General features: G+C 70.7%; 16 protein-coding genes and 1 pseudogene. 8 read left to right on the top strand and 9 right to left on the bottom strand.

Annotated features, from left to right (window positions below):
• The first annotated feature begins 119 nt into the window (after positions 1-119).
• Complete coding sequence (locus OG948_RS20990; RefSeq protein WP_406298002.1) at positions 120-695, top strand: DUF4383 domain-containing protein; 576 nt, start codon at positions 120-122, stop codon at positions 693-695.
• A gap of 75 nt (positions 696-770) precedes the next feature.
• Here OG948_RS20990 and OG948_RS20985 read toward each other — a convergent pair whose 3' ends face one another.
• Positions 771-2,291 carry an MFS transporter gene (locus tag OG948_RS20985; RefSeq protein ID WP_406298001.1) on the bottom strand — a complete coding sequence of 507 codons (1,521 nt, stop codon included), beginning with the start codon at positions 2,289-2,291 and terminating at the stop codon, positions 771-773.
• A 171-nt stretch (positions 2,292-2,462) separates the two neighbouring features.
• On the opposite strand from OG948_RS20985, the pseudogene OG948_RS20980 reads away from it, so the two are divergent.
• Positions 2,463-3,077, top strand: a pseudogene (locus OG948_RS20980) (TetR/AcrR family transcriptional regulator); the annotation flags it as partial.
• Here the strand turns inward: OG948_RS20980 and OG948_RS20975 are convergent.
• On the bottom strand, positions 3,014-4,309 hold the full coding sequence (locus tag OG948_RS20975) for an MFS transporter (protein WP_406298000.1): 1,296 nt from the start codon (positions 4,307-4,309) through the stop codon (positions 3,014-3,016). The pseudogene OG948_RS20980 and the gene OG948_RS20975 overlap by 64 nt on opposite strands.
• A gap of 140 nt (positions 4,310-4,449) precedes the next feature.
• Here OG948_RS20975 and OG948_RS20970 point away from each other — a divergent pair, with 140 nt between their 5' ends.
• Positions 4,450-5,547: a P1 family peptidase gene (locus tag OG948_RS20970; RefSeq protein ID WP_406297999.1), complete on the top strand. Its 1,098-nt coding sequence runs from the start codon at positions 4,450-4,452 to the stop codon at positions 5,545-5,547.
• A gap of 134 nt (positions 5,548-5,681) precedes the next feature.
• Positions 5,682-6,560 carry an MHYT domain-containing protein gene (locus OG948_RS20965; protein ID WP_406297998.1) on the top strand — a complete coding sequence of 293 codons (879 nt, stop codon included), beginning with the start codon at positions 5,682-5,684 and terminating at the stop codon, positions 6,558-6,560.
• Positions 6,561-6,823: 263 nt separating this feature from the next.
• Here the strand turns inward: OG948_RS20965 and OG948_RS20960 are convergent, their stop codons facing one another.
• Positions 6,824-7,888, bottom strand: coding sequence for a tetratricopeptide repeat protein (locus OG948_RS20960; RefSeq protein ID WP_406297997.1), 1,065 nt, complete (start codon positions 7,886-7,888; stop codon positions 6,824-6,826).
• A gap of 529 nt (positions 7,889-8,417) precedes the next feature.
• Between OG948_RS20960 and OG948_RS20955 the strand changes: the two genes are divergently transcribed.
• Positions 8,418-9,548, top strand: a complete 1,131-nt coding sequence (locus tag OG948_RS20955) for a hypothetical protein (RefSeq protein ID WP_406297996.1) — start codon at positions 8,418-8,420, stop codon at positions 9,546-9,548.
• Between the two features lie 274 nt (positions 9,549-9,822).
• On the opposite strand, the gene OG948_RS20950 is transcribed toward OG948_RS20955, so the two are convergent.
• The 4 genes from OG948_RS20950 to OG948_RS20935 all read right to left on the bottom strand — a co-directional run bounded on the left by OG948_RS20950 (position 9,823) and on the right by OG948_RS20935 (position 14,389).
• Complete coding sequence (locus OG948_RS20950; protein WP_406297995.1) at positions 9,823-10,947, bottom strand: nitronate monooxygenase; 1,125 nt, start codon at positions 10,945-10,947, stop codon at positions 9,823-9,825.
• 153 nt (positions 10,948-11,100) lie between these two features.
• Positions 11,101-12,258 carry a thiolase domain-containing protein gene (locus tag OG948_RS20945; RefSeq protein WP_406297994.1) on the bottom strand — a complete coding sequence of 386 codons (1,158 nt, stop codon included), beginning with the start codon at positions 12,256-12,258 and terminating at the stop codon, positions 11,101-11,103.
• Positions 12,255-13,394 (bottom strand): lipid-transfer protein, encoded by a 1,140-nt coding sequence (locus OG948_RS20940; RefSeq protein ID WP_406297993.1) that lies wholly within the window; start codon positions 13,392-13,394, stop codon positions 12,255-12,257. Before OG948_RS20940 ends, OG948_RS20945 begins: the two co-directional genes overlap by 4 nt.
• Positions 13,394-14,389: a Zn-ribbon domain-containing OB-fold protein gene (locus OG948_RS20935; protein WP_406297992.1), complete on the bottom strand. Its 996-nt coding sequence runs from the start codon at positions 14,387-14,389 to the stop codon at positions 13,394-13,396. Before OG948_RS20935 ends, OG948_RS20940 begins: the two co-directional genes overlap by 1 nt.
• A 165-nt stretch (positions 14,390-14,554) precedes the next feature.
• Here OG948_RS20935 and OG948_RS20930 point away from each other — a divergent pair, with 165 nt between their 5' ends.
• Entirely contained in the window at positions 14,555-16,153 is a 1,599-nt protein-coding gene (locus tag OG948_RS20930; protein WP_406297991.1) for an AMP-binding protein, read from the top strand.
• A 149-nt stretch (positions 16,154-16,302) separates the two neighbouring features.
• On the opposite strand, the gene OG948_RS20925 is transcribed toward OG948_RS20930, so the two are convergent.
• Entirely contained in the window at positions 16,303-17,097 is a 795-nt protein-coding gene (locus OG948_RS20925; RefSeq protein ID WP_406297990.1) for an SDR family oxidoreductase, read from the bottom strand.
• 180 nt (positions 17,098-17,277) lie between these two features.
• Between OG948_RS20925 and OG948_RS20920 the strand changes: the two genes are divergently transcribed.
• Complete coding sequence (locus tag OG948_RS20920; RefSeq protein WP_406297989.1) at positions 17,278-17,595, top strand: hypothetical protein; 318 nt, start codon at positions 17,278-17,280, stop codon at positions 17,593-17,595.
• A gap of 389 nt (positions 17,596-17,984) precedes the next feature.
• Here the strand turns inward: OG948_RS20920 and OG948_RS20915 are convergent, their stop codons facing one another.
• The gene (locus OG948_RS20915; protein ID WP_406297988.1) at positions 17,985-18,854 is read right to left on the bottom strand and encodes a BTAD domain-containing putative transcriptional regulator; all 870 of its coding nucleotides are present in this window, start codon (positions 18,852-18,854) and stop codon (positions 17,985-17,987) included.
• Between the two features lie 455 nt (positions 18,855-19,309).
• On the opposite strand from OG948_RS20915, the gene OG948_RS20910 reads away from it, so the two are divergent.
• Complete coding sequence (locus OG948_RS20910) at positions 19,310-21,577, top strand: ATP-binding cassette domain-containing protein (protein ID WP_406297987.1); 2,268 nt, start codon at positions 19,310-19,312, stop codon at positions 21,575-21,577.
• The last annotated feature ends 53 nt before the right edge of the window (positions 21,578-21,630 follow it).

Here is a 21,630-nt window from a genome sequence, read left to right as displayed (position 1 = left end):
GGCTTGCCGCCGGCGGCGACCGGCTCCCGTCCGGGTGATCTTCGGCGGCGTCGATCCGGTATTTCCGGGAAGAGGGATAAAGAGGAGTTATTCCACAAAACGGATACCTGGAGGCGGCCATGCCAGGCTTGGACGAGGGTTTGCCGGTCGATCATCGGCTCGGGCAGGTCTACCGCTATGGCGGCGGGTTCATGGGAATCGCGCTGATCGCGTTCGGTGTGCTGGGGTTCACCAACAACGTCGGCTTCTTCTCCACCACCGGGCGCGACGTCGCCGGCATGTCGACCAACGGTGCGCTGAGCCTGATCTCGGTCGTGGTCGGCGCGATCCTGATCGTCGGCGCGATCATCGGCGGCAACACCGCCTCGACCGTGAACATCGTGGTGGGCGCGCTGTTCGTGATCAGCGGGTTCGTCAATCTCGGCCTGATGGGCACTTCGGACATCAACTACCTGTCCTTCAAGATGCCGAACGTGATCTTCAGCTTCGTGGTCGGTCTGCTGGTGATGACATTCGGCCTGTACGGGCGGGTCAGCGGCCATCTGCCCCACGACAACCCGTACTGGCGCTCGCGACACCCGCAGGAAGCGGCCCGTGAGGACGCCTTCCGCAGCCGGGCCTCGGTGCTCTCCCGCGACGGGGCATCGTCGCTCGGCGGCGGCCCGTCCCGACACGGCATCGCCGGCAGCCACTGACGCCGAAGGCGCGTCGGCGCCGGACCGGCCGAGAAGCCGGTCCGGCGCCGACGCGCGCCGTGCGTCGCCCGGGACTCAGTGCCCCGCGCCGCCCTCCGCGCCCGGCGGCCGCTCCCACCGCGGCATCAGGAACGCGAGCCCCCACGCCGCGGCCAGCGCGAGCGCGCTGCCCACGAGGCCGATGGTGAACGCGTCGTCGAACACCGCGCGCACCGCGTCCGCTCCGTGCGCGGCGGCCACGTTGTCCTCCACGTGGCCGAAGAACAGCGTGCCGAACAGCGCCACCCCCAGCGCGCCCGCGAGTTGCTGGACCGCGTTGAGCACTCCCGAGGCCGAGCCGATCTCGTGGTCGCCGACCCCGGCGAGCGCGATCCCGAAGAAGGGCGCCATCAGCAGACCGAAGCCGAAGCCCGTGACCGTGGTCGCCGGCAGCAGGATCCAGGCGTCCACCGGCCCGCCGTGCAACGCGAGGGTGGCGCCGATCCCGATCACCCCGACCAGGCCGATCAGCAGGCCGGCGTGCAGGACCCGGCGGCCGTACTTGGCGGCGAGCACCGCGCCGGCCAGACCGGCGCCGACGGTCGAGCCCAGCGACCACGGGATCAGCGCGAGCGCCGCGTGCGTCGCGCTCCAGCCCAGGCCGACCTGGAAGTAGACGCCGAGCAGGAGCATCAGGCCGATCATCGAGCCGAACATCATCAGGCCGACCGCGAGGGCACCGGTGAACGCGCGGTTGCGGAACAGACTGATCTCCACGAGCGCGTCGCGGCCCGCACGACTGGTCCGCACCTCGTACCAGGCGAACAGCGCCAGCACCGGCAGCGAGCCGGCCATGCACGCGAACGTCCAGCCGGGCCAGCCCTGTTCGCGGCCCTGGACCAGCGGGTAGACGAGCAGCACCAGCGCGGTGGTGACCAGGACCATGCCGACCACGTCCAGGCCGGGCCGGCGCGTGCCGGCCGCCGGGGCGGCGGGTCGGGGCACCACGGTGGAGCCGGCGAAGAAGGCGAACAGACCCAGCGGCACGTTCAGCAGGAAGACCGCGCGCCAGCCCAGGCCGAACAGGTCGGCGTCCATCACCACGCCGCCCAGGATCGGGCCGAGCACCGCGGCCAGGCCCATCGCCGGGCCGAACACCGCGAACGCCGCGCCGATCTCGCGTTCGTCGAACATCTCCCGGATCAGTCCGATCGCCTGCGGCACCATCATCGCGGCGGCCAGACCCTGCAAGCCGCGCGCGCCGATCAGCATCTCCGGTGATTGGGCCAGGCCGCACAGCGCCGAGGTGACGGTGAAGGCGACCACTCCGCCGAGGAACATCCGGCGCCGGCCGAGGATGTCGCCGAGCCGGGCGCCGGTGATCAGGAACATCGCGAACGCCAGTGTGTACGCGGCCGAGAACCACTGGAGGTGGGTCGAGTTGCCGCCGAGGGCCTCCCGGATGCCGGGGCCCGCCACCTGGACGATGGTGGCGTCCAGCAGGTCCATGATGTCGGCGCCCATGACCACCGCGAGGCCGATCCACCGGAGCGGGTAGGACGGCCGCTCCGCCGGCTCGGCCGCGACCGGCGCCGCCCTGGTGATGTCGGTTTCCATCGTCTCCCCCTCGGAATGCGAACGCTGTTCGTACTTCGAACGCCGTTAACTCTTCGAACACTGTTTTAGTCTCGAACGGTGTTCGCGTCAAGTACAGTGTTCGTAAAGCCGAGCGATCGGTGTGGGGTTGATCGAGGAGGTGGCGCCGTGTCCGAGGTTCCCGAAGTACCCATGCCGCCCTGGCGCACGTCGCCCAGGAGTCGGGCGGCGCGCAAGCCGACCCTGACCCAGGAGGCGATCGTCACCGCCGCGCTGGAGATCATCGACGCGGAGGGCATGGACGCGCTGAGCATGCGCCGGATCGCCCAACGCTTCGACACCGGCGCGGCGTCGCTGTACGCCTACGTGGCCAACAAGGACGAGCTCGTGGAACTCGTGGTGGACCGGGTCAACGGGGAGGTCCGGATCCCGGTCGCGGACCCCGAGCGCTGGCGCGAGCAACTGCGCGAGGCGATGTTCGCGATCCGCGACGTGTACGCCTCACACCGCGATCTCGGCCGCGCCCTGATCGGCGCGGTGCCGATGGGGCCCAACTCGCTCGACTCCTCCGAACGCCTGCTGGCCATCCTGCGCGCGGGCGGGCTGTCCAAGAAGGTCAGCGCGTTCGCGGCCGACCTGCTGTCGATGTACACCGTGACGTCCGGCCTGGAGATGGGCGGCCAGGGCACCATGCACGGGTCGACCGACGCCGAGCGCGACGCCTACTACCGGCGGATCCACGACTACTTCACGTCGCTCCCGGCCTCGCGCTTCCCCACGCTGATGTCGATGTCCGACGCGTTGACCTCCGGCGACGGCGACGAGCGCTTCGCGTTCGGCATCGACGTGTTGCTGCTCGGCATGGTCGCGTACTCCGAACGGGAGTCCTGACCCGGCGTCAACAGCCCGGCCAGAACCGGGAGCAGCGCACAGATCGTGTACGCGCCGGCATAGCCGCCCGGGCCGCCGATGATCATCCCGAACAGCGGTGGGCCGGCGGCGGCGGTCAGGTTCTGGCCGGTGTTCTGGATGCCCATCACCCGACCCGCCCACGCGCCGCCCGCGATCTCGGCGACCGCCGTGAACGCCAGCCCGTTCCAGCTCACCGTGGCCACCGAGGCGAGCAGCAGGAAGCCGATCGCGACCGGTCCGCCGATCACCGAGGTCAGCGCGAGCGCGCCCACCACCACGGCGTTGACCGCGCACAACGTCCGCATCGGCCGCAGCCGGGAACCGACCAGATCCGACCAGCGGCCGACCGCGATCCGGGTGCCCGCCGCGACCAGTTGCACGGCCGCGAGCAGGCGGCCGGCGGTGGTCGCGGTCCAGCCGTGCTCGGAGACCAGGTAGTCCGACGCGAAGGACACCACCACGAACTGGGGCACCACCAGCAGCGCGCTCGCCGCGTGTATCCGGTACAGGATCGGCGAGTCGTACGGGGAGGCGGGCCTGCTCGCGCCGGCCGGCGTCTCGGGTCGGGCCGGGTCGCGCACGACCACCGCGACCAGCGCCGCGCCCAACACACACAACACGGCCGGGAAGACCAAGGCGGCCCGAAAGCCCGCGTGGGTACCGATCGGCGGCAGCACCAGGGCGCCGGCCACCATGCCCAGGGGTTGCGCCATCTGCCGCATGCCCATCGCCAGTCCGCGCTGCTCGGGGGCGAACCAGCCCAGCACGACCCGCCCGCTGGCCGCGTTGACCGCTGCCGAGCACGCGCCCGCGACCGCGAGCCAACCGGCCAACCACACCGCGCCGTCGCCGGCCAGGGCCACCACGATCGCGACTCCGGCCAGCGCCAGACCCACCGCCATCACCCGGCGCTCGCCCCAGCGATCGGCCGCGGCGCCCCACAACACCAGGGCCGGCAACAGGCCGAAGGTCGGGCACGCCACGACCGTGCCGGCCTGCGCGAGCGACATGCCCTCGTCCTCGCGCAGCACCGGGACGAGGTAGGCGAGGCCGTACAGGAACACGCAACTCGCCAGTTGTGCGCACATCCCGATGGCCAGCATCAGCCAGCGCCGGCTCTCCCCCATCGCGCCACCTCCACGTCGATATCAGTGCACCATACAAGCTTTCTCAGAGCTTGAGACGAGAATCTTGATCTCTGAGACATGGTGGATGGAGCAGCATGGGAACAGGGACCTCAGCACGGTTCATCGCTTCGGGAGGCCGCATGTTCGACGTCGAGGAATACAAGGTCGGGCCGCGCAACGCGATCACCGATGTGGCCGGGCTGCGGGTCGGACACGCCGCCTACACCGATGCCGGCGCGATGACCGGGACCACCGTTCTGCTCGGCCCGGTCGGCGGCTTCGTGGCCGGGGTGGACGTCCGCGGTGGCGCGCCGGGCACCCGCGAGTTGGACGCGCTCGACCCGCGCAACCTGGTGCCCCGGATCGAGGCGATCGTACTCAGCGGCGGCAGCGCGTTCGGTCTGGACGCGGCGGGCGGCGTGGTGGCCTGGCTGGCCGAGCGCGGTCGCGGGTTCCCGGTCGGCACGGAGCCGCATCAGGTGGTGCCGGTGGTGCCGGCCGCGTCGTTGTTCGACCTCGGGCGCGGCGGCGACTGGGCCCGACGGCCGGACGCGGCGCTGGGCCGGGCGGCGATCGCGGCGGCCGACGCCGAGCCGGAGCACGCTCCGGTGCCGATGGGCAGTGTGGGCGCGGGCACCGGCGCGATGGTCGGCGGACTGCGCGGCGGGGTCGGCACCGCGAGCGTGGTGCTGCCCGGCGGGGTCACCGTCGCCGCGCTCGCGGTGGTCAACGCGGCCGGCTCGGCGGTGGACCCGACCGGCGGGCTGCCGTACGCGGCCGGCCTCGGCCTGCCCGGCGAGTTTCCGCTCGTCCCGCCCGAACACGCCGAGCACGCCGCCGCGTTGGACCGCGCCGCGGCGTCGGCCCAATTGCCGCCCTCGCTCAACACCACGATCGGGATCGTGGCCACCGACGCGGTGCTGACCAGGTCGCAGGCACAGAAGGTCGCGGGCGTCGCGCACGACGGGCTGGCCCGGGCGATCCGACCGGTGCACACGCTCTACGACGGCGACACCGTCTTCGCGGTGTCCACGGCCCGGGTGCCGCTGCCCACACCCGATCCGACCACGCCGTACGGGGTGAACGCGGAGGCCGCCGCGTTGACCGTGATCCACGCGGCGGCGGCGGACGTATTCGCCCGGGCCGTGCTGCACGGCGTGCTGGCCGCGAAGCGCGGCGGCGAGATCCCGGCCTACCGGGATCTTTATCCGAATTCCAGCTCCGCGTACGGGCGGTGACGTTTTCGATCTTCGTTTCGGAATGTCGCAAACCCGCCTGAGAACCGCCGGCCCGGCTGCCCTATCATCGGCGATTCGACGATAACGTTTCCCCGCTTCCGAAGGGGCCTGGACTAACGGAGCGGTTTGCCGGCATGGGACACGTAGATCATTTCGCGTACGGAGCTGTGACCCCGGGCATCGCCTATCTCATGTCGTGCGTCGGATCGGCTCTCGGGCTGCTCTGCACGACACGGGCGCGCGCGGTGCGCGGTTGGGTTCGGGCACGTTGGTTGGTACTGAGCGCGGTGTCGATCGGTGGCACCGGAATCTGGGTCATGCATTTCATCGGCATGCTCGGATTCTCCGTGCGCGAGACACCGATTCGATACGACGTGGCCAAGACCATGACATCGCTCGTGCTCGCGGTGGTGGTGGTCGGCATCGGCATGGCGGTCGCCGGTCGGCGCGACGCGGGCGCGGTGGGACTGATCCTCGGTGGGGTGATCACCGGTGGCGGCGTGGCGAGCATGCACTACATGGGCATGGCCGCGATGAGCCTGGACGGTTCGGTCGAATACGACTCGTTCCGGGTCGGCCTGTCGATCGTGATCGCGGTGGTCGCGGCCACCGCCGCGCTGTGGGCCGCGTTGAACGTGAGCGGATTCGCGGCGACCGGGGGCGCCGCGTTGATCATGGGCCTGGCGGTCAGCGGAATGCATTACACGGGCATGTCCGCGATGAGTGTGCGCACCGAGGGCAGGCACGGCATGGCACACGGCGTGGAAGCCTCCCAATTCCTCGCCCCGTTGATCACCGGAATCAGCCTTTTCACGGTGATCACGTTGTTCGTCGTCGCGCTGTCGCCGTCCGCCGACGAGATCAAGGAAGAGGCGGAACTCGACGCCCGATTGGCCCGCCTGGAGGACAACCGGATCGGTTCGGCATCGGCCGCGAGCCGGGTCGGCCAACGGGCGTCGCGCCGGCACGGGGCGGAAAGGGATCCGCGGGACTACTTCCACTCCGGACGCTGATCTTCGGACGCCGATCCGGGGCGGCCCGTCGGCGCGAGGGAGCCGGAGGCGGAATCCGGAATCCGGAATTCCGGAACGGGGAGGTCGAACCCGAAACGGGGAAGCCGAACGAGGAAGCCGGAATGCGGAATTCCGGATTCCTCGTTCGGTGTCGTCCGCGTCCCCGGGGCACCGGCTCGACGCGCCGACCACGCGGGTACGAGTGCCCGTGACCCGGCGGGAAGCCGTCCTTGCCCCGGGGCCCGCACCAGGGGAGCCGTGCGCTACTGCGTCGGTTCGAGGACCGGGCCGAGTGCGGCGATCGCGTCGAACGGTCGTTCCTGGCGCTCCCGACGCCGCGCCGCGAGTCTGCCCCACAGCCCGGGCCGGCGGTCCTCGTCGTCCCCGCGCGCCCGCTTGCGGGCCGTACCCAGCTCACTCAGCGCCCGGCCCTCGCCGAGGCTGTCGCCGACCTGCCCGAACAGCGTCGCGGCCCGCTCGTGCGCGTCGACCGCCTCGTCGAACCGCCGCAACTGCTGGAGCGCGGCCCCGAAGCTGTTCAGCGCCTGGCCCTCGCGGTGCCGGTCGCCGAGCTTCTCGAACAGGGTCACAGCCCGCTCGTGCGCGTCGGCCGCCTCGTCGAACCGCCGCACCTGGTGCAACGCGCCCCCGAGGCAGTCCAGTGCCTGGCCTTGTCGGTGCAGGTCGTCGAGATCGGTGAACAGGGTGGCGGCCTGCCGATGCGCCTCGATGGCGTCGTCGAACCGCCGCACCTCCTGAAGGGCGAAACCGAAGTTGTTCAGGGCCTGGCCCTCGCGGTGGTGGTCGTCGAGTTCGGTGAACAGGGCGGCGGCCTGCCGATGCGCGTCGATGGCCTCGTCGAACCGCCGCACCTCCTGAAGGGCGATGCCGAGGTTGTTGAGGGCCTGGGCCTCGCGGTGGTGGTCGTCGAGTTCGGTGAACAGGGCGGCGGCCTGCCGATGCGCGTCGATGGCCTCGTCGAACCGCCGCACCTCCTGGAGAGCGGTGCCGAGGTTGTTGAGAACCTGGGCCTCGCGGTGCCGGTCGTCGAGATCGGCGAACAGGGCGGCGGCCCGTCGATGGGCGTCGATGGCCTCGTCGAACTTCCCCACCTGCTGGAAAGCGGTGCCGAGATTGCCCAGCGCCTGGCCTTCGCCGTGGTGGTCGGCCTGCTCACGGCAGTTGACGAGGTCTTCCTGGTGGGCATCGATGGCCTCGTCGAACCGCCGCACGTGCTGGAGGGCCGTGCCGAGGTTGTTCAACGCCCGCCCCTCGCCGTTGCGGTCGCCGAGTTCGCGGCAGATGACGAGGTCTTGCTGGTGGCTCATGATCTCTCCCGACGCGTCGCGGACTTCCATCCCGACCGCCCTTCCCCACGACGGTGGGCGACAGCGTGGTCCGGGCGGTATCCCTACACATGGACACCTTCAGTAACACGTGTCTCTCGGGGCGTGGCAACCGCACCGACGTCTGGAGGCCCAACCGAGTGGTGGATTCGACTACATGGCCGATATGCCCGATAAGTTCGATTCTTCTCGTCACATACCTCCGATGCCATGACCGGGCCGCCGCCGAACGTCACACCGGCATCACACCGGCATCGCATCGGCATCGCATCGGCATCGCATCGGCCGCGGCGGCACCGCGCCGACAGCGCATCGAGGTCGCGTCGTGCGGCGCCGCACCGCGCCGCGCCCGTCGAAGCCGCCCGGTTCGCGACCGCACTCGACGAGCGGCGACCCCGACCGTGCGCGACCGAGACGCTTGATTGCGTCAAAGATTTGACGCAGACTCGCACGACGTCTCAACCAGCGCCAACGCGTCGGCGCACGTCGGCGCGTGGTCAGGAGGAATCCGATGCCGATCCCCGTGCCCCTGGACGAATATCCGATCCACCAGGTCCCGCTGTTCCACAGCGAGGTCGGCTCGACCGACCGGAACTTCTACGACCGCTGCATCATGCACGCCTACGACCGCGCGGGCGACGTCCAGATCGCGACCGGCCTGGGGGTCTATCCGAACCTGGGGGTGATCGACGCGTACGTGGTGATCCGCAAGGACGGCCGCCAGCACGCCGTGCGGATGTCCGGCGCGCTCGGCCCGGATCGGCTCAAGCAGGAGGTCGGGCCGTACCGGATCGAGGTCCTGGAGCCGCTGGCCGGCGTGCGCGTGGTGTGCGACGCGCCGGACCAGGGCATCTCGATCGACCTCACCTTCACCTCGCCGTTCGCGCCGCTGCCGGAACCTCGACACGTGCAGCGCAGCGACTTCAAGCCACTCCTGGACGCCTCGCGCTTCGTGCAGATCGGCGACTGGACCGGCACGGCGACCCTGGACGGCGAGGAGATCGCGGTCACCCCGCGGACCTGGTCCGGCTCGCGCGACCGCTCGTGGGGCATCCGCCCGTCGGGCGAGGCGCCGCCGGCCGGGCGGCCCGCGCAGACCGCCGGGTTCTGGTGGAACTGGATCCCGATCCACCTCGGCGACCAGGCGCTGATGATCATCGCGCAGGAGTCGGCCGAGGGACACCGCTTCCTGACCGAGGCGATCCGGATCTTCCCGATCGCCGACGGGAAGGCGCCCGAGCAACTCGGCTGGCCCGAGTTCGACGTGCGCTACACGTCCGGCACCCGGATACCCGAGGGTGCCGCGATCCACCTGACCGACCGCAAGCGCAACGCGCTCACGCTGCACCTGGACAACCACGGGTACATCGCGCTCAACGTCGGCGCGGGCTACGGCGGCGACCCGGACTGGGGCCACGGCCAGTGGAAGGGCGAGGACTACCTCGACGGCGCGGTGTACGAGCAGAAGGACCCCGAGGTGGCCAAGCGCATCCCGTTCAGCGTGATCGACCACGTCGCCTCCGCCCGACTCACCGGCCCCGACGGCGCGTTGCTCGCCGAGGGTGTGGGCATCTTCGAGCACGGCACATTCGGTCGGCACGACCCGTCGGGCTTCACCGGGTGGGACTCGGTCGCCCCGTAGGCGAACCGCCGGCGTCGGGAACCTCCACACGTGTCGGGATCCGACGCCGGCGAGGCCGGCGGATTTTACCGACGTCTCGTCACTGACACACCCAAAACGCTCAAGTTGCGGAAATACCGAGACAGTTCGCGATATCCATAGGCGCGGGACCGGTGTCACTCACTCCCGTGACCCGCCGACCGCCGGGCCGTGCACGCGAGTCCTCCCGCGCGCCCGGCCCGGCAGGTCTCGGCCGGATCGAAATCGCCGCCGGATCCGAGTCGCCGCGGCGGGCTCAGTCGTCGGCGAGGAACGCGCTCAGCCGCTCGGTCGTCTCGATCCACTCCTCGACCAGGGACAGGACGACCTCCTGTGTCGGCCGCACCCGGTCGAGCATGCCCACGACCTGGCCCACCGGCCACCCGTTGAGCTCCTTGTTCCTGGTCCGGGTGAACCGCCGGGACGCCGCGTTGTAGATGATGCCCTGGAGCGGCATCGGCAGCGGGTCGGGATTCGCCGGGTCCTCCCACGCCTCGGTCCACGCGCTCTTGAGCTGGCGGGCCGGCTTGCCGGTCATCGCCCGCGAGCGCACGGTGTCGGTGGACCCGGCCTCCAGCAGGTTCTGTACGGCCACCTCGTGGGTGTCCGCCTCGGCGACGGTGAGCCACAGACTCCCCGTCCACACCCCCTGCGCGCCGAGCGCCAGTGCGGCGGCCATCTGCCGACCACCGCCGATGCCGCCGGCCGCGAGCACCGGGACGTCCGGGCCGACCGTGTCCACCACCTGCGGGATGAGCACCATCGTGGAGATCTCGCCACAGTGCCCACCGGCCTCGGTGCCCTGCGCGACCACCACGTCCACGCCCGCCTCGACCTGCTTCTGGGCATGCCGAGGGCTGCCGCACAGCGCGCCGACCAGGACGCCCGCCGCGTGGCACGCGTCGATGATGTCGGCCGGCGGCGGGCCGAGCGCGTTGACGAACATCTTGACCAGCGGGTGCTTGAGCGACACCTCGATCTGCGCGCGCGACTCCAGGTCCACGTTCAGCCCGGCGGCCTTGACCGGCTTGTCCGTCAACTCGGCGGGCAGCTCCGGGATCCCGTGCCGCTCCAGCAGTTCGTCGACGAACTTCCAGTGCTGCTCCGGGATCAGCTTCTCCAGATTGCTCGGCAGCGCGGCGTCGCCGCCACCCTTGCCGATGTACGCCATCGGGATCGCCAGGTCGACGCCGTACGGCTTGCCGTCGGTGTGTTCGTCGAGCCAGGCCAGCTCGATCTCCAGTTGCTCGGGATCGAACGCGAGCGCGCCGAGGACGCCGAAGCCGCCGGCTCGGCTGACCGCCGCGACCACGTCACGGCAGTGGGAGAACGCGAAGATCGGGAAGTCGATCCCGAGCCTCGCGCAGATGGGGGGCTTCATCGCCAGAACCTCCGGTCACCGGGTGAAGGCCCCAGAATAGGAAGGCTCCTTGACCAAATCAAGGTCAAGGAGCCTTACCATTTTCCGGTCGGCACATCGGCCGTCGCGTCGAGCCGCGTTCCCGCGCGATGCCGCGGGTGCGGCGCGGGGCCGCTATGGCTTGTCCGCGCCCACCGCCCACATCGCGAAGTACTGCGCCGCGGCGCCGTACGCCTGCGCCAGCGCGACCTTCGCGCCGTCCACCTGGTGTTCCCCGGCCGCGCCCCGCACCTGGAGGGCCGCCTCCAGGAAGCGCAGCATGCCGGACGCGCCGATCGGGTTGGAGGACAGCACGCCGCCCGACGGGTTCACCGGGAAGTCGCCGTCGAACGCGGTCTCACCGCGGTCGGCCATCTTCCAGCCCTCCCCCACGGGCGCGATGTCGTGGCCCTCCAGCCACATCGGCTCGTACCAGGAGAACGGCACGTACAACTCGGCCACGTCGATCTGCCGACGCGGGTCGGTGATCCCGGCCTGGCGGTAGACGTCCCACGCGCAGTCGACGCCCGCCTGCGGGCGGATCGGGTCGCGGCCGTTGAACGAGGACGGCTCGGATCGCATCGAGGTGCCCAGGATCCAGGCCGGGGCCCGGCCGTCGGCCGCCGCCGCGTCGCCACCCGCCTCGTCGGTCAGCACGATCGCGCCGGCGCCGTCCGAGGACGGGCAGGACTCCAGGAAGTGCAGCGGGTCCCACATCATCGGCGACTCGCGAACCTTGTCGATCGAGATGTCCTTGAGTTGCAGGTGCGCGTACTGGTTGCGCAGCGCGTTCTGCCGGTCCTTGACCGCCACCTGCCAGCCGATGTGCTCGGGCGCCCCGGACTTCTGGATGTAGGCCCGAATCCAGGGCGCGAACGCGCCACCCGCGCCGATCGACCCGGACTTGCCGCCGCCCAGGCCGAATTGCGCGTTGCCCTCGGACTGCTTCTCCCACGCGACGGCCAACACCCGCCTGTGCACGCGACTGCTGATCAGGTGTGAGGCGACGATCGCGGTCGACCCGCCCACACTGCCCGCGGTGTGCACCCGAAACACCGGCTTCCCGGCCCCGCCGAGCGCGTCCGCGAGGTAGAGCTCGGGCTTCATCACGCCCTCGAAGATGTCGGGGGCCTTCCCGATCACCACCGCGTCGATGTCGCTCCAGGTCATCCGCGCGTCGTCGAGCGCGCGCTGGGCGGCCTCGCGGACGAGGCCCGCGATGGACAGGTCGTCCCGTCGCTTCTTGTGCTTGGTCTGGCCGATGCCGACGACGGCAACGCGCTCATGGGTCATCGGTTGTCACCTTCCAGGACACAGACGAGGTTCTGCTGGAGTGCCGGGCCGGACGTGGCGTGCCCGAGCGTGCGCGAGCGGCCGTCGACCAGGATCCGGTCGGCGGCGGCGGCGATCCGGACCAGGCCGGTGGCCATCAGCGGGTTGCCGGTGAGCGCGCCGCCGGACGGGTTGATCAGCACGTCGTCGGCCAGGCCCAGGGACTGCCGCAGGATCACCTCCTGCGCGGTGAACGGAGCCATCAGCTCGGCCACCTCGACGCCCGCCACACCGCCCGCGCGCTCGGCGGCGATCCGGGTCGAGGGCGAGTCGGTCAGGTCGCGCAGCGCCGGGTTGTGCACCTCGCTGCGGTGGTCGAGACCGGTGATCCAGGCCGGGCGCTCGGTCAGTTCGGCCGCGCGCGGACCGCGTACGAGCACCACCGCGCACGCGCCGTCCGAGATCGGCGGCAGGTCGCTCTTGCGCAGCGGGTTGCGCAGGTAGGCCTCGGCGAGCAGCTTGTCCACGTCCTGCTCGGCGTTGCGTACCTGCTGCTTGGGATTGCCCGCCGCGTCGCGCCGCGAGCGTGCGGCGATCTCGGCGAGTTCGCGCTCGGTGGTCTTGCCCGACTCGATCAACTGCCGGGCCTGGAGCGCGGCCAGCGAGACCGGGTCCAGACCGAGCGGCGCGAGGTAGTACGGGTCGAGTTCCTGCGGGTAGATCGCGGCCGGGTCACCGGTGGAGGACTTGCCCGAGCCCATCGCCACCGCGATGTCGATGTCGCCGTGCTTGAGCCGCACCCAGGCCTCGTACATCGCCCACGCGCCGTCCATCTCCACATGCGACTCGTGGATCGGCGGCCACGCGCCCATCGCGTCCAGGTTGGGCACGAAGGAGAACGTGCCGCCGGAGATGTAGTCGCACGAGCCCTGGCAACTGAACCCGATGTCGGAGCGCTTGAGACCGACCTTGCCCAGGGCCTCGTCCACGACCATCAGCAGCATCTCGGTCTCGGTGAGCTCCTGCCGGCGCACCGCCGGGAGCTGCGCGGTCGCGACGATCGCGATGTCGCTGTCCTGCCGCACTGCCGTCTCCCTTGTCTCGCCCGCCTCTTGGCCGGTCCGGCCGGTGCCGTCCGCGTTGTGACGCGCCGTCATCAGAACACCCGGTTCATGTACTGCTCGGCGGGCTCGTCCGGCTCGCCGGTGTGCCGCCAGCCCTTGACGAAGCCGGAGACCGTGCCCCAACCCTTGCTGGTGATCTCCGCCGCGTCCCGCTCGGCTTCGGGCATCCACTCGGCCTGGACCCGCATGCCGACCCGGATCTCGGACACCGGGATGTCCAGGATCTGCTGCTGCGCGATCACCATCTCGTCGCCTTCGAGCACCACGGAGGCCCGCGCGAACGGCTCGGTCTCCTTCTGCCCGGGGTAGGGCGTGGGGGTGATGATCGTGTAGTTGGACACCACGCCCCGGTCCGGCAGCACCTCGTCCAGCTCGGGGCCGAGCAGGATGGCGTCCACGGAGCAGTAACCCCGGCCCAGGAACACGCGGTTGCACTGCGGGCAGCGCTGGCCGGTGAGCCGGCCGGCCCGCAGGTTGTTCGCGTAGCGGACCAGGGTGGGCGAGAGCACGTCGGTGTAGGTGATCTTGGAGAAGTACTCCATCGTGGTCACCTCCTGCGCCTCGCCGGGCTCCCCCGCGGGGGCCTGGGCATCCTCGCCCGGCACGAAGCAGACGATGTCGTCGATCCGGCCGACGGGCTCGTCGCGCCAGCGTGGCGCGACCCGCATGCCGGTGCTCACCGCGTCCTCGCCGCCGGCGTCCAGCACGTGCACCAGGTCGGTGTCCGCGCCGTCCAGCCGCACCAGCACGAAGGCGAACGGCCGGTCCAGCGGGTGCGATTCGATCGGTTCGGCGACCCAGGTCCAGGACCGGACGGTGCCGGCCGGACCCACCTCGACGAAGTCGTGCGCGAGCTCGTTCCCGGTCTCCGGGTCGTACTCCATGGGCGGCACGATCACCCGCTCACCGGAGCGGATCCCGACGATGCGACGGGCGGTCAGCTCCGAGAAGAAGCGACCCATGACCGGTCCGAGTGTGCGCTTGTAGGGGAACTGGATAGTACTGACGGTCTGTGTCGACACGGTCATCCTCTCGGCCTGGGAACGAGGTCGGCCACCGGCCGAACGATAGGTAAGGTTCCTTGACGAGGTCAATGGATGGCGAAAACATGTTCTCGCGCGGCGACGCCTTCGGCCTCCGCCACGGTCCGCCGCCATCCGTCATCGTCGATCGCCTCCGAGGGGAAGCCGCAGATGTCGTACGACCTGCCCGCCGCGCTGCACCGCCCGGTATTCGTCCCCGATCTGCTCCTGCACGCGCTGACCGGGCACGCCGACAAGCCGGCCGTCCATCTGACCGACCGACCGGCGGGCGAGGACGTCTTGACGGCGCGTCAGGTCCGCGACGAGATCAGCCGGTACCAGCAGGCGTACGCGTCGCAGGGTGTGGTCAAGGGCACCATGGTCTCGGTGCTGTCCGCGAACCGGCCCGAGGTGTTGTTCGCGACCGGCTGCAACATGCTGACCGGCTGTCGCGCGACGCCGCTGCACCCGATGGGTTCGCTGGAGGACCACGCGTACGTGCTGGCCGACGCCGGTGTCGAGGCGCTGATCTACGACCCGGGACCGTACGGCGAGCGGGCCGCGGCGCTGAAGGAGCGGCTGCCGCACCTGAAGCTGCTCGCCTTCGGGCCGACCACGGACGGGCTCGGGGTCGATCTGCTCGCGCTGGCCGCCAAGTTCGAGCCGGGTTCGATCACGCCGCCGCAGGTGAGCGCCGAGGACGTCTCGGGCTACGCGTACACCGGCGGCACGACGGGGCGGCCCAAGGGCGTGATGTCCACGTACCGCTCCGGGGTGACTCTGCCGACCATCCAACTCGCCGAGTGGGACTGGCCGGACGAGGTGCGCTTCCTGGTCGCGACGCCGCTGTCGCACGCGGGCATGTCGGCGTTCATCCCGACGCTGCTGCGCGGCGGCTCGATCGTGGTGTTGCCGCACTTCGATCCCAAGCAGGTGCTCGCGGCGATCGAGAAGTACCGGATCACCGCGACGATGCTGGTGCCGACCATGCTGTATGTGCTGCTGGACCACCCCGACCTGGACAAGCACGACCTGTCCAGCCTGGAGACGGTGTTCTACGGTGCCTCCGCGATGTCGCCGGCGCGGCTCAAGGAGGGCATCGAGCGGCTGGGGCCGATCTTCTTCCAGTACTACGGTCAGGCCGAGTGCCCGATGACGATCACCGTGCTGCGCCGGGACGAGCACGACCCGAACGACCCGGCGCGACTCGCCTCGTGCGGTCGGCCGGTCCCGTACCTGACGGTGCGGCTGCTCGACGACGACCTGAACGAGGTGGCCCAGGGCGAGCCGGGCGAGATCTGTGTCCGCGGGCCGCTGGTGATGGCGGGCTACCTGAACAAGCCCGAGCAGACCGAAGAGGCGTTGCGCGGCGGGTGGTTGCACACCGGGGACATCGCGCGGGCGGACGCGGACGGCTTCCTGACCATCGTGGACCGCAAGAAGGACATGATCATCACCGGCGGCTTCAACGTCTTCCCGCGCGAGGTCGAGGACGTGATCTCGGCGCATCCGGCGGTGGCCGCGGTCGCGGTGGTCGGCGTGCCGGACGACAAGTGGGGCGAGGCGGTCAAGGCGGTCGTGGTGCTCCGGCCGGGCCTGGAGGTGGATCCGGCGGAGTTGATCGCGCTGGTGAAGGAGCGCAAGGGCGCGGTACAGGCACCGAAGTCGATCGACTTCACCGACGCGATTCCGCTGTCGCCGCTGGGCAAGCCGGACAAGAAGACGCTGCGGGCGCGGTATTGGGGGGAGGGCGGGCGGCAGGTGAACTGAGTCGGGGCGCCGTCGCGGGAGCCTTCCGGGGGTGTGGCGCGGGTCGCGTGTGTTGCGCGTCCGGCGCGTTTCGCGCGGGTCGCGCGGGTCGCGCGTTCCGGCGGAAGGCCCCGCTTGGCGTCGGGTTCGGCCCTGAGCCCGGCCACGGACTACTTCGCGTTCGCGTTCGTCTCGGCGTTCGCGTTCACGCGCTCGGCGAGGAAGTCCTCCCAGGTGCGGGTGCCGACCGTGGCGCCTTCCAGGGTCAGGTTCTCGCCGGCGCGGTACGCCCGACCGGCCTTTCCCGGGAAGCGCACCGGCATCATCGGCCGACGCCGGCCGCACGCCTGCAGGTAGCTGCGGCTCAGCTCGCGCATCCCGTACACCTTCGGGCCGGCCAGGTCCCGCACCGGACCGGCCGGCTCGCCGAGCGTCAACTCGACCAGCCGCTGGGCCACGTCGCGCGGGTCGACCGGCTGGAGCCGGACCCCGCCCGGCACCGGCACCACCGGCAGCTTGGTCATCTTGTCGACGGCGGTCAGCATCAGGTCGTGGAACTGGGCGGCGCGCAGCGTGGTCCACGGCAGGCCCGACTCGGCCACCGCCTGCTCGGCGCCGAGCTTGGCCTTGAAGTAGCCGAGCGGGACGCGGTCGGCGCCGATCACCGAGATGTAGACCAGGTGCCGTACGTCGGCGTCCTTCGCGGCCCGGACCAGGTTGCGGGTGGCCTCGTCGTCACCCTTGGGGCCGCCGGCCAGGTGCAGCACGGTGTCCATGCCGGCCACCGCCGCTTCGACGCCCTCGTTCTTGAGCAGGTCGGCCGTCACGTACTCGACGCCTTCCGCGGCCGGACCGCCGCCGGTACGGCTGAGCACCCGGATCCGGTGGCCCGCGTCCCGCAGCAGCGGAACGACCAGGCGGCCCAGCGTGCCCGTACCACCGGTGACCAGAATCGACTTCGTCATGACAGCTCCCGTTGTGCGGACCGGGCTTCGGTTCCCGGTCCGGGTGGGGCCCGATGGGCTCCTGCTTCCATGACGGAGGGGGTGGAAAAAGTGTGACGGGGTGATCGGGGTCGGGTTTCACGGTGGGTCTCGGACGGGCGCACGGGCGGGTTCGGCGGAAGACGACGGAGCGAGGCGACGATGTTTCCCAGTGGTTTCGAGCCGGAGCGGGTCACCCGTTTGACCGGGCTGTTGGACGAGTGTCGGGCGGCGATGGCCGCCGGCGCCGGGATGGACGAGGTGCAGCGCGTTCTGGCCGCGCGGGGTCTCGAGCCGATCGATGCGATCTTGCTGACCCGGCTACTGCTCGGGGCCGGGCCGGACGATCTCGGGCGGGCGAAGTGGATCGTCCTGGACAGCGATTCCAGGCGGCGCGAACGCGAGGTCCATCGGGAGTTCGCGGAGTCCGTGTATCAGGCACTGAAAACGTTCGCCGAGGAGGACACGGCGGCCGGGTAGAGGTCGACGGGATTGTCCACAGGCTGTGCATGAAATCTGGGGATCAGTGGCGCTCGGGTGTGCGGAGGCCGACTCCCCCGCAACTTGCCGGAATCAAGCCGAATCCGGGCAAAGGACCAGAGGTGGTCCGCGACGCGGCGCCCGGAGCCACGGTGGCGCTGCCGGACGGGGCGGCGGCGTCCGCTTCGGCGCATGGCGGAACCCGGGCCCGGATGGCTGACCTGTGGATGCCTGGGACCCGACCGCCATGGACGGAGCCACCGCCGTGGGTCGGACATCCCCCGGTCCGGACGCGCCGTACGGACGGGAGGCGCCCACAGCCGCCGAGCAGGGCGCGCCGTCGGCAGGGCACTGTGGCGGGGCGCCGTGGCGGCGCCCCGCCACAGCCGCTACCAGCGCCGGTGCGACGAATCCCGGTGCGGGCAGGGGACGCGCAGTCGTCCGACGACGACGCCGCGTCGGCCCCGGCACACCGAGGCCGCCGGTTTTCGCTCGGGTCCGGCCAACGCCGGATCCTGTCGCAGGATCGCGGCCTGGAGTTCGCGCAGCCGAGGCCCCGGATCCAGGCCCAACTCCTCCGCGCACAACCGCCGACCGGCCTCCAATACCGCCAGCGCCTCCGCCTGTCGGCCCGATCGGTAGAGCGCCAGGGCCAGTTGCGCCCTCGGCCGCTCGCGCAGCGGGTACTCCCGGACCAACACCATCAGGTCGCCGATCACCGACGCGTGCGCGCCGAGCGCGAGTCGGCACTCGGCCGCCTCCTCGGACAGGCCGGCGCGCTCCTCGGCCAGCCGCGCCCGTTCGGCCTGGGCCACCTCGTGATCGACCAACTCGGCGAACGGGTCCCCCGACCACAACGCCACCGCCGCACGGAAGAGTTCGTCGGCCCGGCCGTACGCCCCCGCCGCACTCGCGGCCCGCGCCGCCTCGGCCAACCGGCGCCACCGGCCGGTGTCCAGCCCCCCGACCGGCACCTCCAGGGCGTAGGAGTCGTCGCGCGTAGTCAATATCCGAAAGGGCGCCCGCCGCCCCGGTTCCAACACCCGTCGCAGGCCGGAAAAATACGCGTGCAACGTGGATCGCGCGCCGGGCGGCGGGCGCCCGTTCCACAACTCCTCGGCCAGCCGGTCCATCGGGACCGCCACCCCGGGCCGTAGCAACAGCAGGGTCAACAACTCCCGTTGCCGCCTCGGCCCGATGTTCAACTCGCTCCCGTCGGGGCCCAAAACGCGGGTCGGCCCCAACACGTGGAAGGACAAGCCCCCCGATTCATCGTTGCGCGGTGGCTCCCCAACCTGCCCGCGCGACGGAATCCCCCTCGTCATATGGAAAGTGACGACACCTCAGAACATCGGGTTCCGTTCTCGCGCCGAGACGAGGGACCCTCAGGCTCTTTCCGGCCCGCCCGGGTTCGGCGGCCGGCTCGAAAGCACGCATTGCCCGACCGACCACGCCACGATCCGGATGAGTCCTCGCGTGGCCGGCCGCCGGCCGGCTCCGCCGCTCCACCCGGCCCTGACGCCCCACCGCACGCCGTTGCCCCAGCGCACGCCGTCGGCCCGCCCCCACCAGTCGGCCCACCCGCGATGTCGGTGCCATCCCGTAGTCTGCCGGACCCGGCCGCGTCCCCTCCCCACTCGCACCCACGCGGTCCGGTCCGATCCGGACACCCGCCGTGGTCCGCCATCGAAGAGCCGAAGAGCTACGGAGCCGCATGATCAACGACATCGTCATCACCGGCGCGCGCGAAAACAACCTCAAGGACGTCTCGCTGCGCATCCCGAAGAACCGGATCGTGGTCTTCACCGGTCCCTCCGGATCCGGCAAGTCCTCGATCGTCTTCGACACCGTCGCCGTCGAGTCGAAGCGGCAACTCAACGAGACCTTCTCGGCGTTCGAGCGCAAATTCCTGCCCCGCTACGAGCGCCCGCACGCCGACGCGATCGAGAACGTGTCCCCGGCCATCGTTGTGGACCAGAAGCCGATCGGGTCCAACTCGCGCTCGACGGTCGGCACGATGACCGACATCAACCCGCTCCTGCGGGTGCTCTTCTCCCGCGTCGCCGAGCCCTCGGCCGGCACGCCCGGGATGTACTCGTTCAACGACCCCGGTGGCATGTGCACCACGTGCGACGGCATCGGTCGGACCGTACGGGCCGACTACACCCGTCTGCTGGATCGGTCCAAGTCGATCAACGACGGCGCGTTCCTGCTCGGCCTGCTGGCCGTCGGGCTCTACCAGGCATCCGGCCTGTTCGACAACGACAAGCCGATCGCCGACTACACCGACGCCGAGTTCGCGCTGCTCACCCGAGGCGACCCGGATCGGGTGATCAAGTTCAAGTGGGTCACCCCGGACGGCACGGCCAACGTGACCTTCGAGGGCCTGTACACCCGCTTCGACCGGCTCTACCTCAACCGCGACACGTCCTCGCTCAGCGCCAAGACCCGCGAGACGGTGGAGACCTACCTGACCGAGGGACCGTGCCCGGACTGCGCCGGCGCCCGACTCAACCCGGCCGTGCTCGCCGCGCGCATCCACGGACTCAACATCGCCGACTACTGCGCGCTCGAAGTGGGCGAACTGATCGAGGTGTTGGCCCGGATCGGGGATCCGATCGGCGGCCCGGTGGCCGCGGCGGCCGCCGTGGCGCTGCGGCGGATCGTCGACATCGGCCTGTCCTACCTCAGCCTGGACCGGGAGACCTCGACCCTGTCCGGCGGCGAGGGGCAGCGCCTCAAGATGGTCCGCCACCTGGGCTCCAGCCTCACCGGCATGACCTACATCTTCGACGAGCCCAGCGTCGGCCTGCACCCGCGCGACGTGCACCGCCTGAACGAACTCCTGGTCGCACTGCGGGACAAGGGCAACAGCGTGCTGGTCGTCGAGCACGACCCGGACGTGATCGCGGTCGCCGACCATGTGATCGACATGGGCCCGCACGCCGGCTCGCACGGCGGCGAACTGGTCTTCGCGGGCACGGTCAAGGAACTGATCGAGTCGGACACGCTCACCGGCCGCTTCCTGAACCGGGGCACGGTGGTCAAGACCGACTACCGCAGCCCCACCGGGCACATCCCGGTGCGCGGCGCGGATCTGCACAACCTCAAGCACGTCGACGTGGACATCCCCACCGGCGTACTGACCGTGTTCACCGGCGTCGCGGGCTCCGGCAAGAGCACCCTGGTGTCCGAGGTGTTCACCGCCGCGCACCCCGGCACGATCGTCATCGACCAGGCCGCGATCGCGGCCAACTCCCGCTCCACCCCCGCCAGTCACATCGGGATCATGGACCCGATCCGGGCCCTGTTCGCGAAGGCGAGCGGAGAGAAGCCGGGCCTGTTCAGCTTCAATTCGGCGGGCGCCTGCCAGGCCTGCCAGGGACGCGGATCGGTCACCGTGGAGATGGCCTTCATGGACCCGGTGACCACGATCTGCGAGCGCTGCGAAGGCCGCCGCTTCGACGACAAGGTGCTGGAGTACCCGCTGCGCGGCAAGTCGATCATCGACGTGCTGGCGCTCACCGTCGAGGACGCGCACGAGTTCTTCACCGAGAAGCGCATCCGGCCCCACCTGGCCGCGCTCGTCGAGGTCGGCCTGGGCTACGTCACGCTGGGCCAGCCGCTCGGCACGCTCTCCGGCGGCGAGCGGCAACGGCTCAAGCTGGCAGGCGAGTTGCACAAGACCGGCAGTGTCTATGTGCTGGACGAACCGACCACGGGCCTGCACATGTCCGATGTGGACACCGTGATCGCGCTGCTGGACCGACTGGTGGACGGCGGCAACACACTCCTGGTGATCGAGCACAACCTGGACGTGGTCGGCCGCGCGGACTGGGTGATCGACCTGGGCCCGGACGGCGGCAAGCACGGCGGCACGGTGGTCTTCGAGGGCACCCCCGAACAACTCCTGCTCGCCGAACACTCGTTGACCGGCGAATTCCTCCGCCGCAACCTCGACCGGAACACGACCGACCGGTAGCCGGAAGCCGGACCCTCCGGCCCCGACCCCGGCCCCGGCCCCGGTCGCCTGCC

Source organism: Embleya sp. NBC_00888 (assembly GCF_045207655.1).
Classification (GTDB): domain Bacteria; phylum Actinomycetota; class Actinomycetes; order Streptomycetales; family Streptomycetaceae; genus Embleya.
Note: the sequence above shows the minus strand (reverse complement) of the source record. Positions and strands in the feature narration are given on the sequence as shown.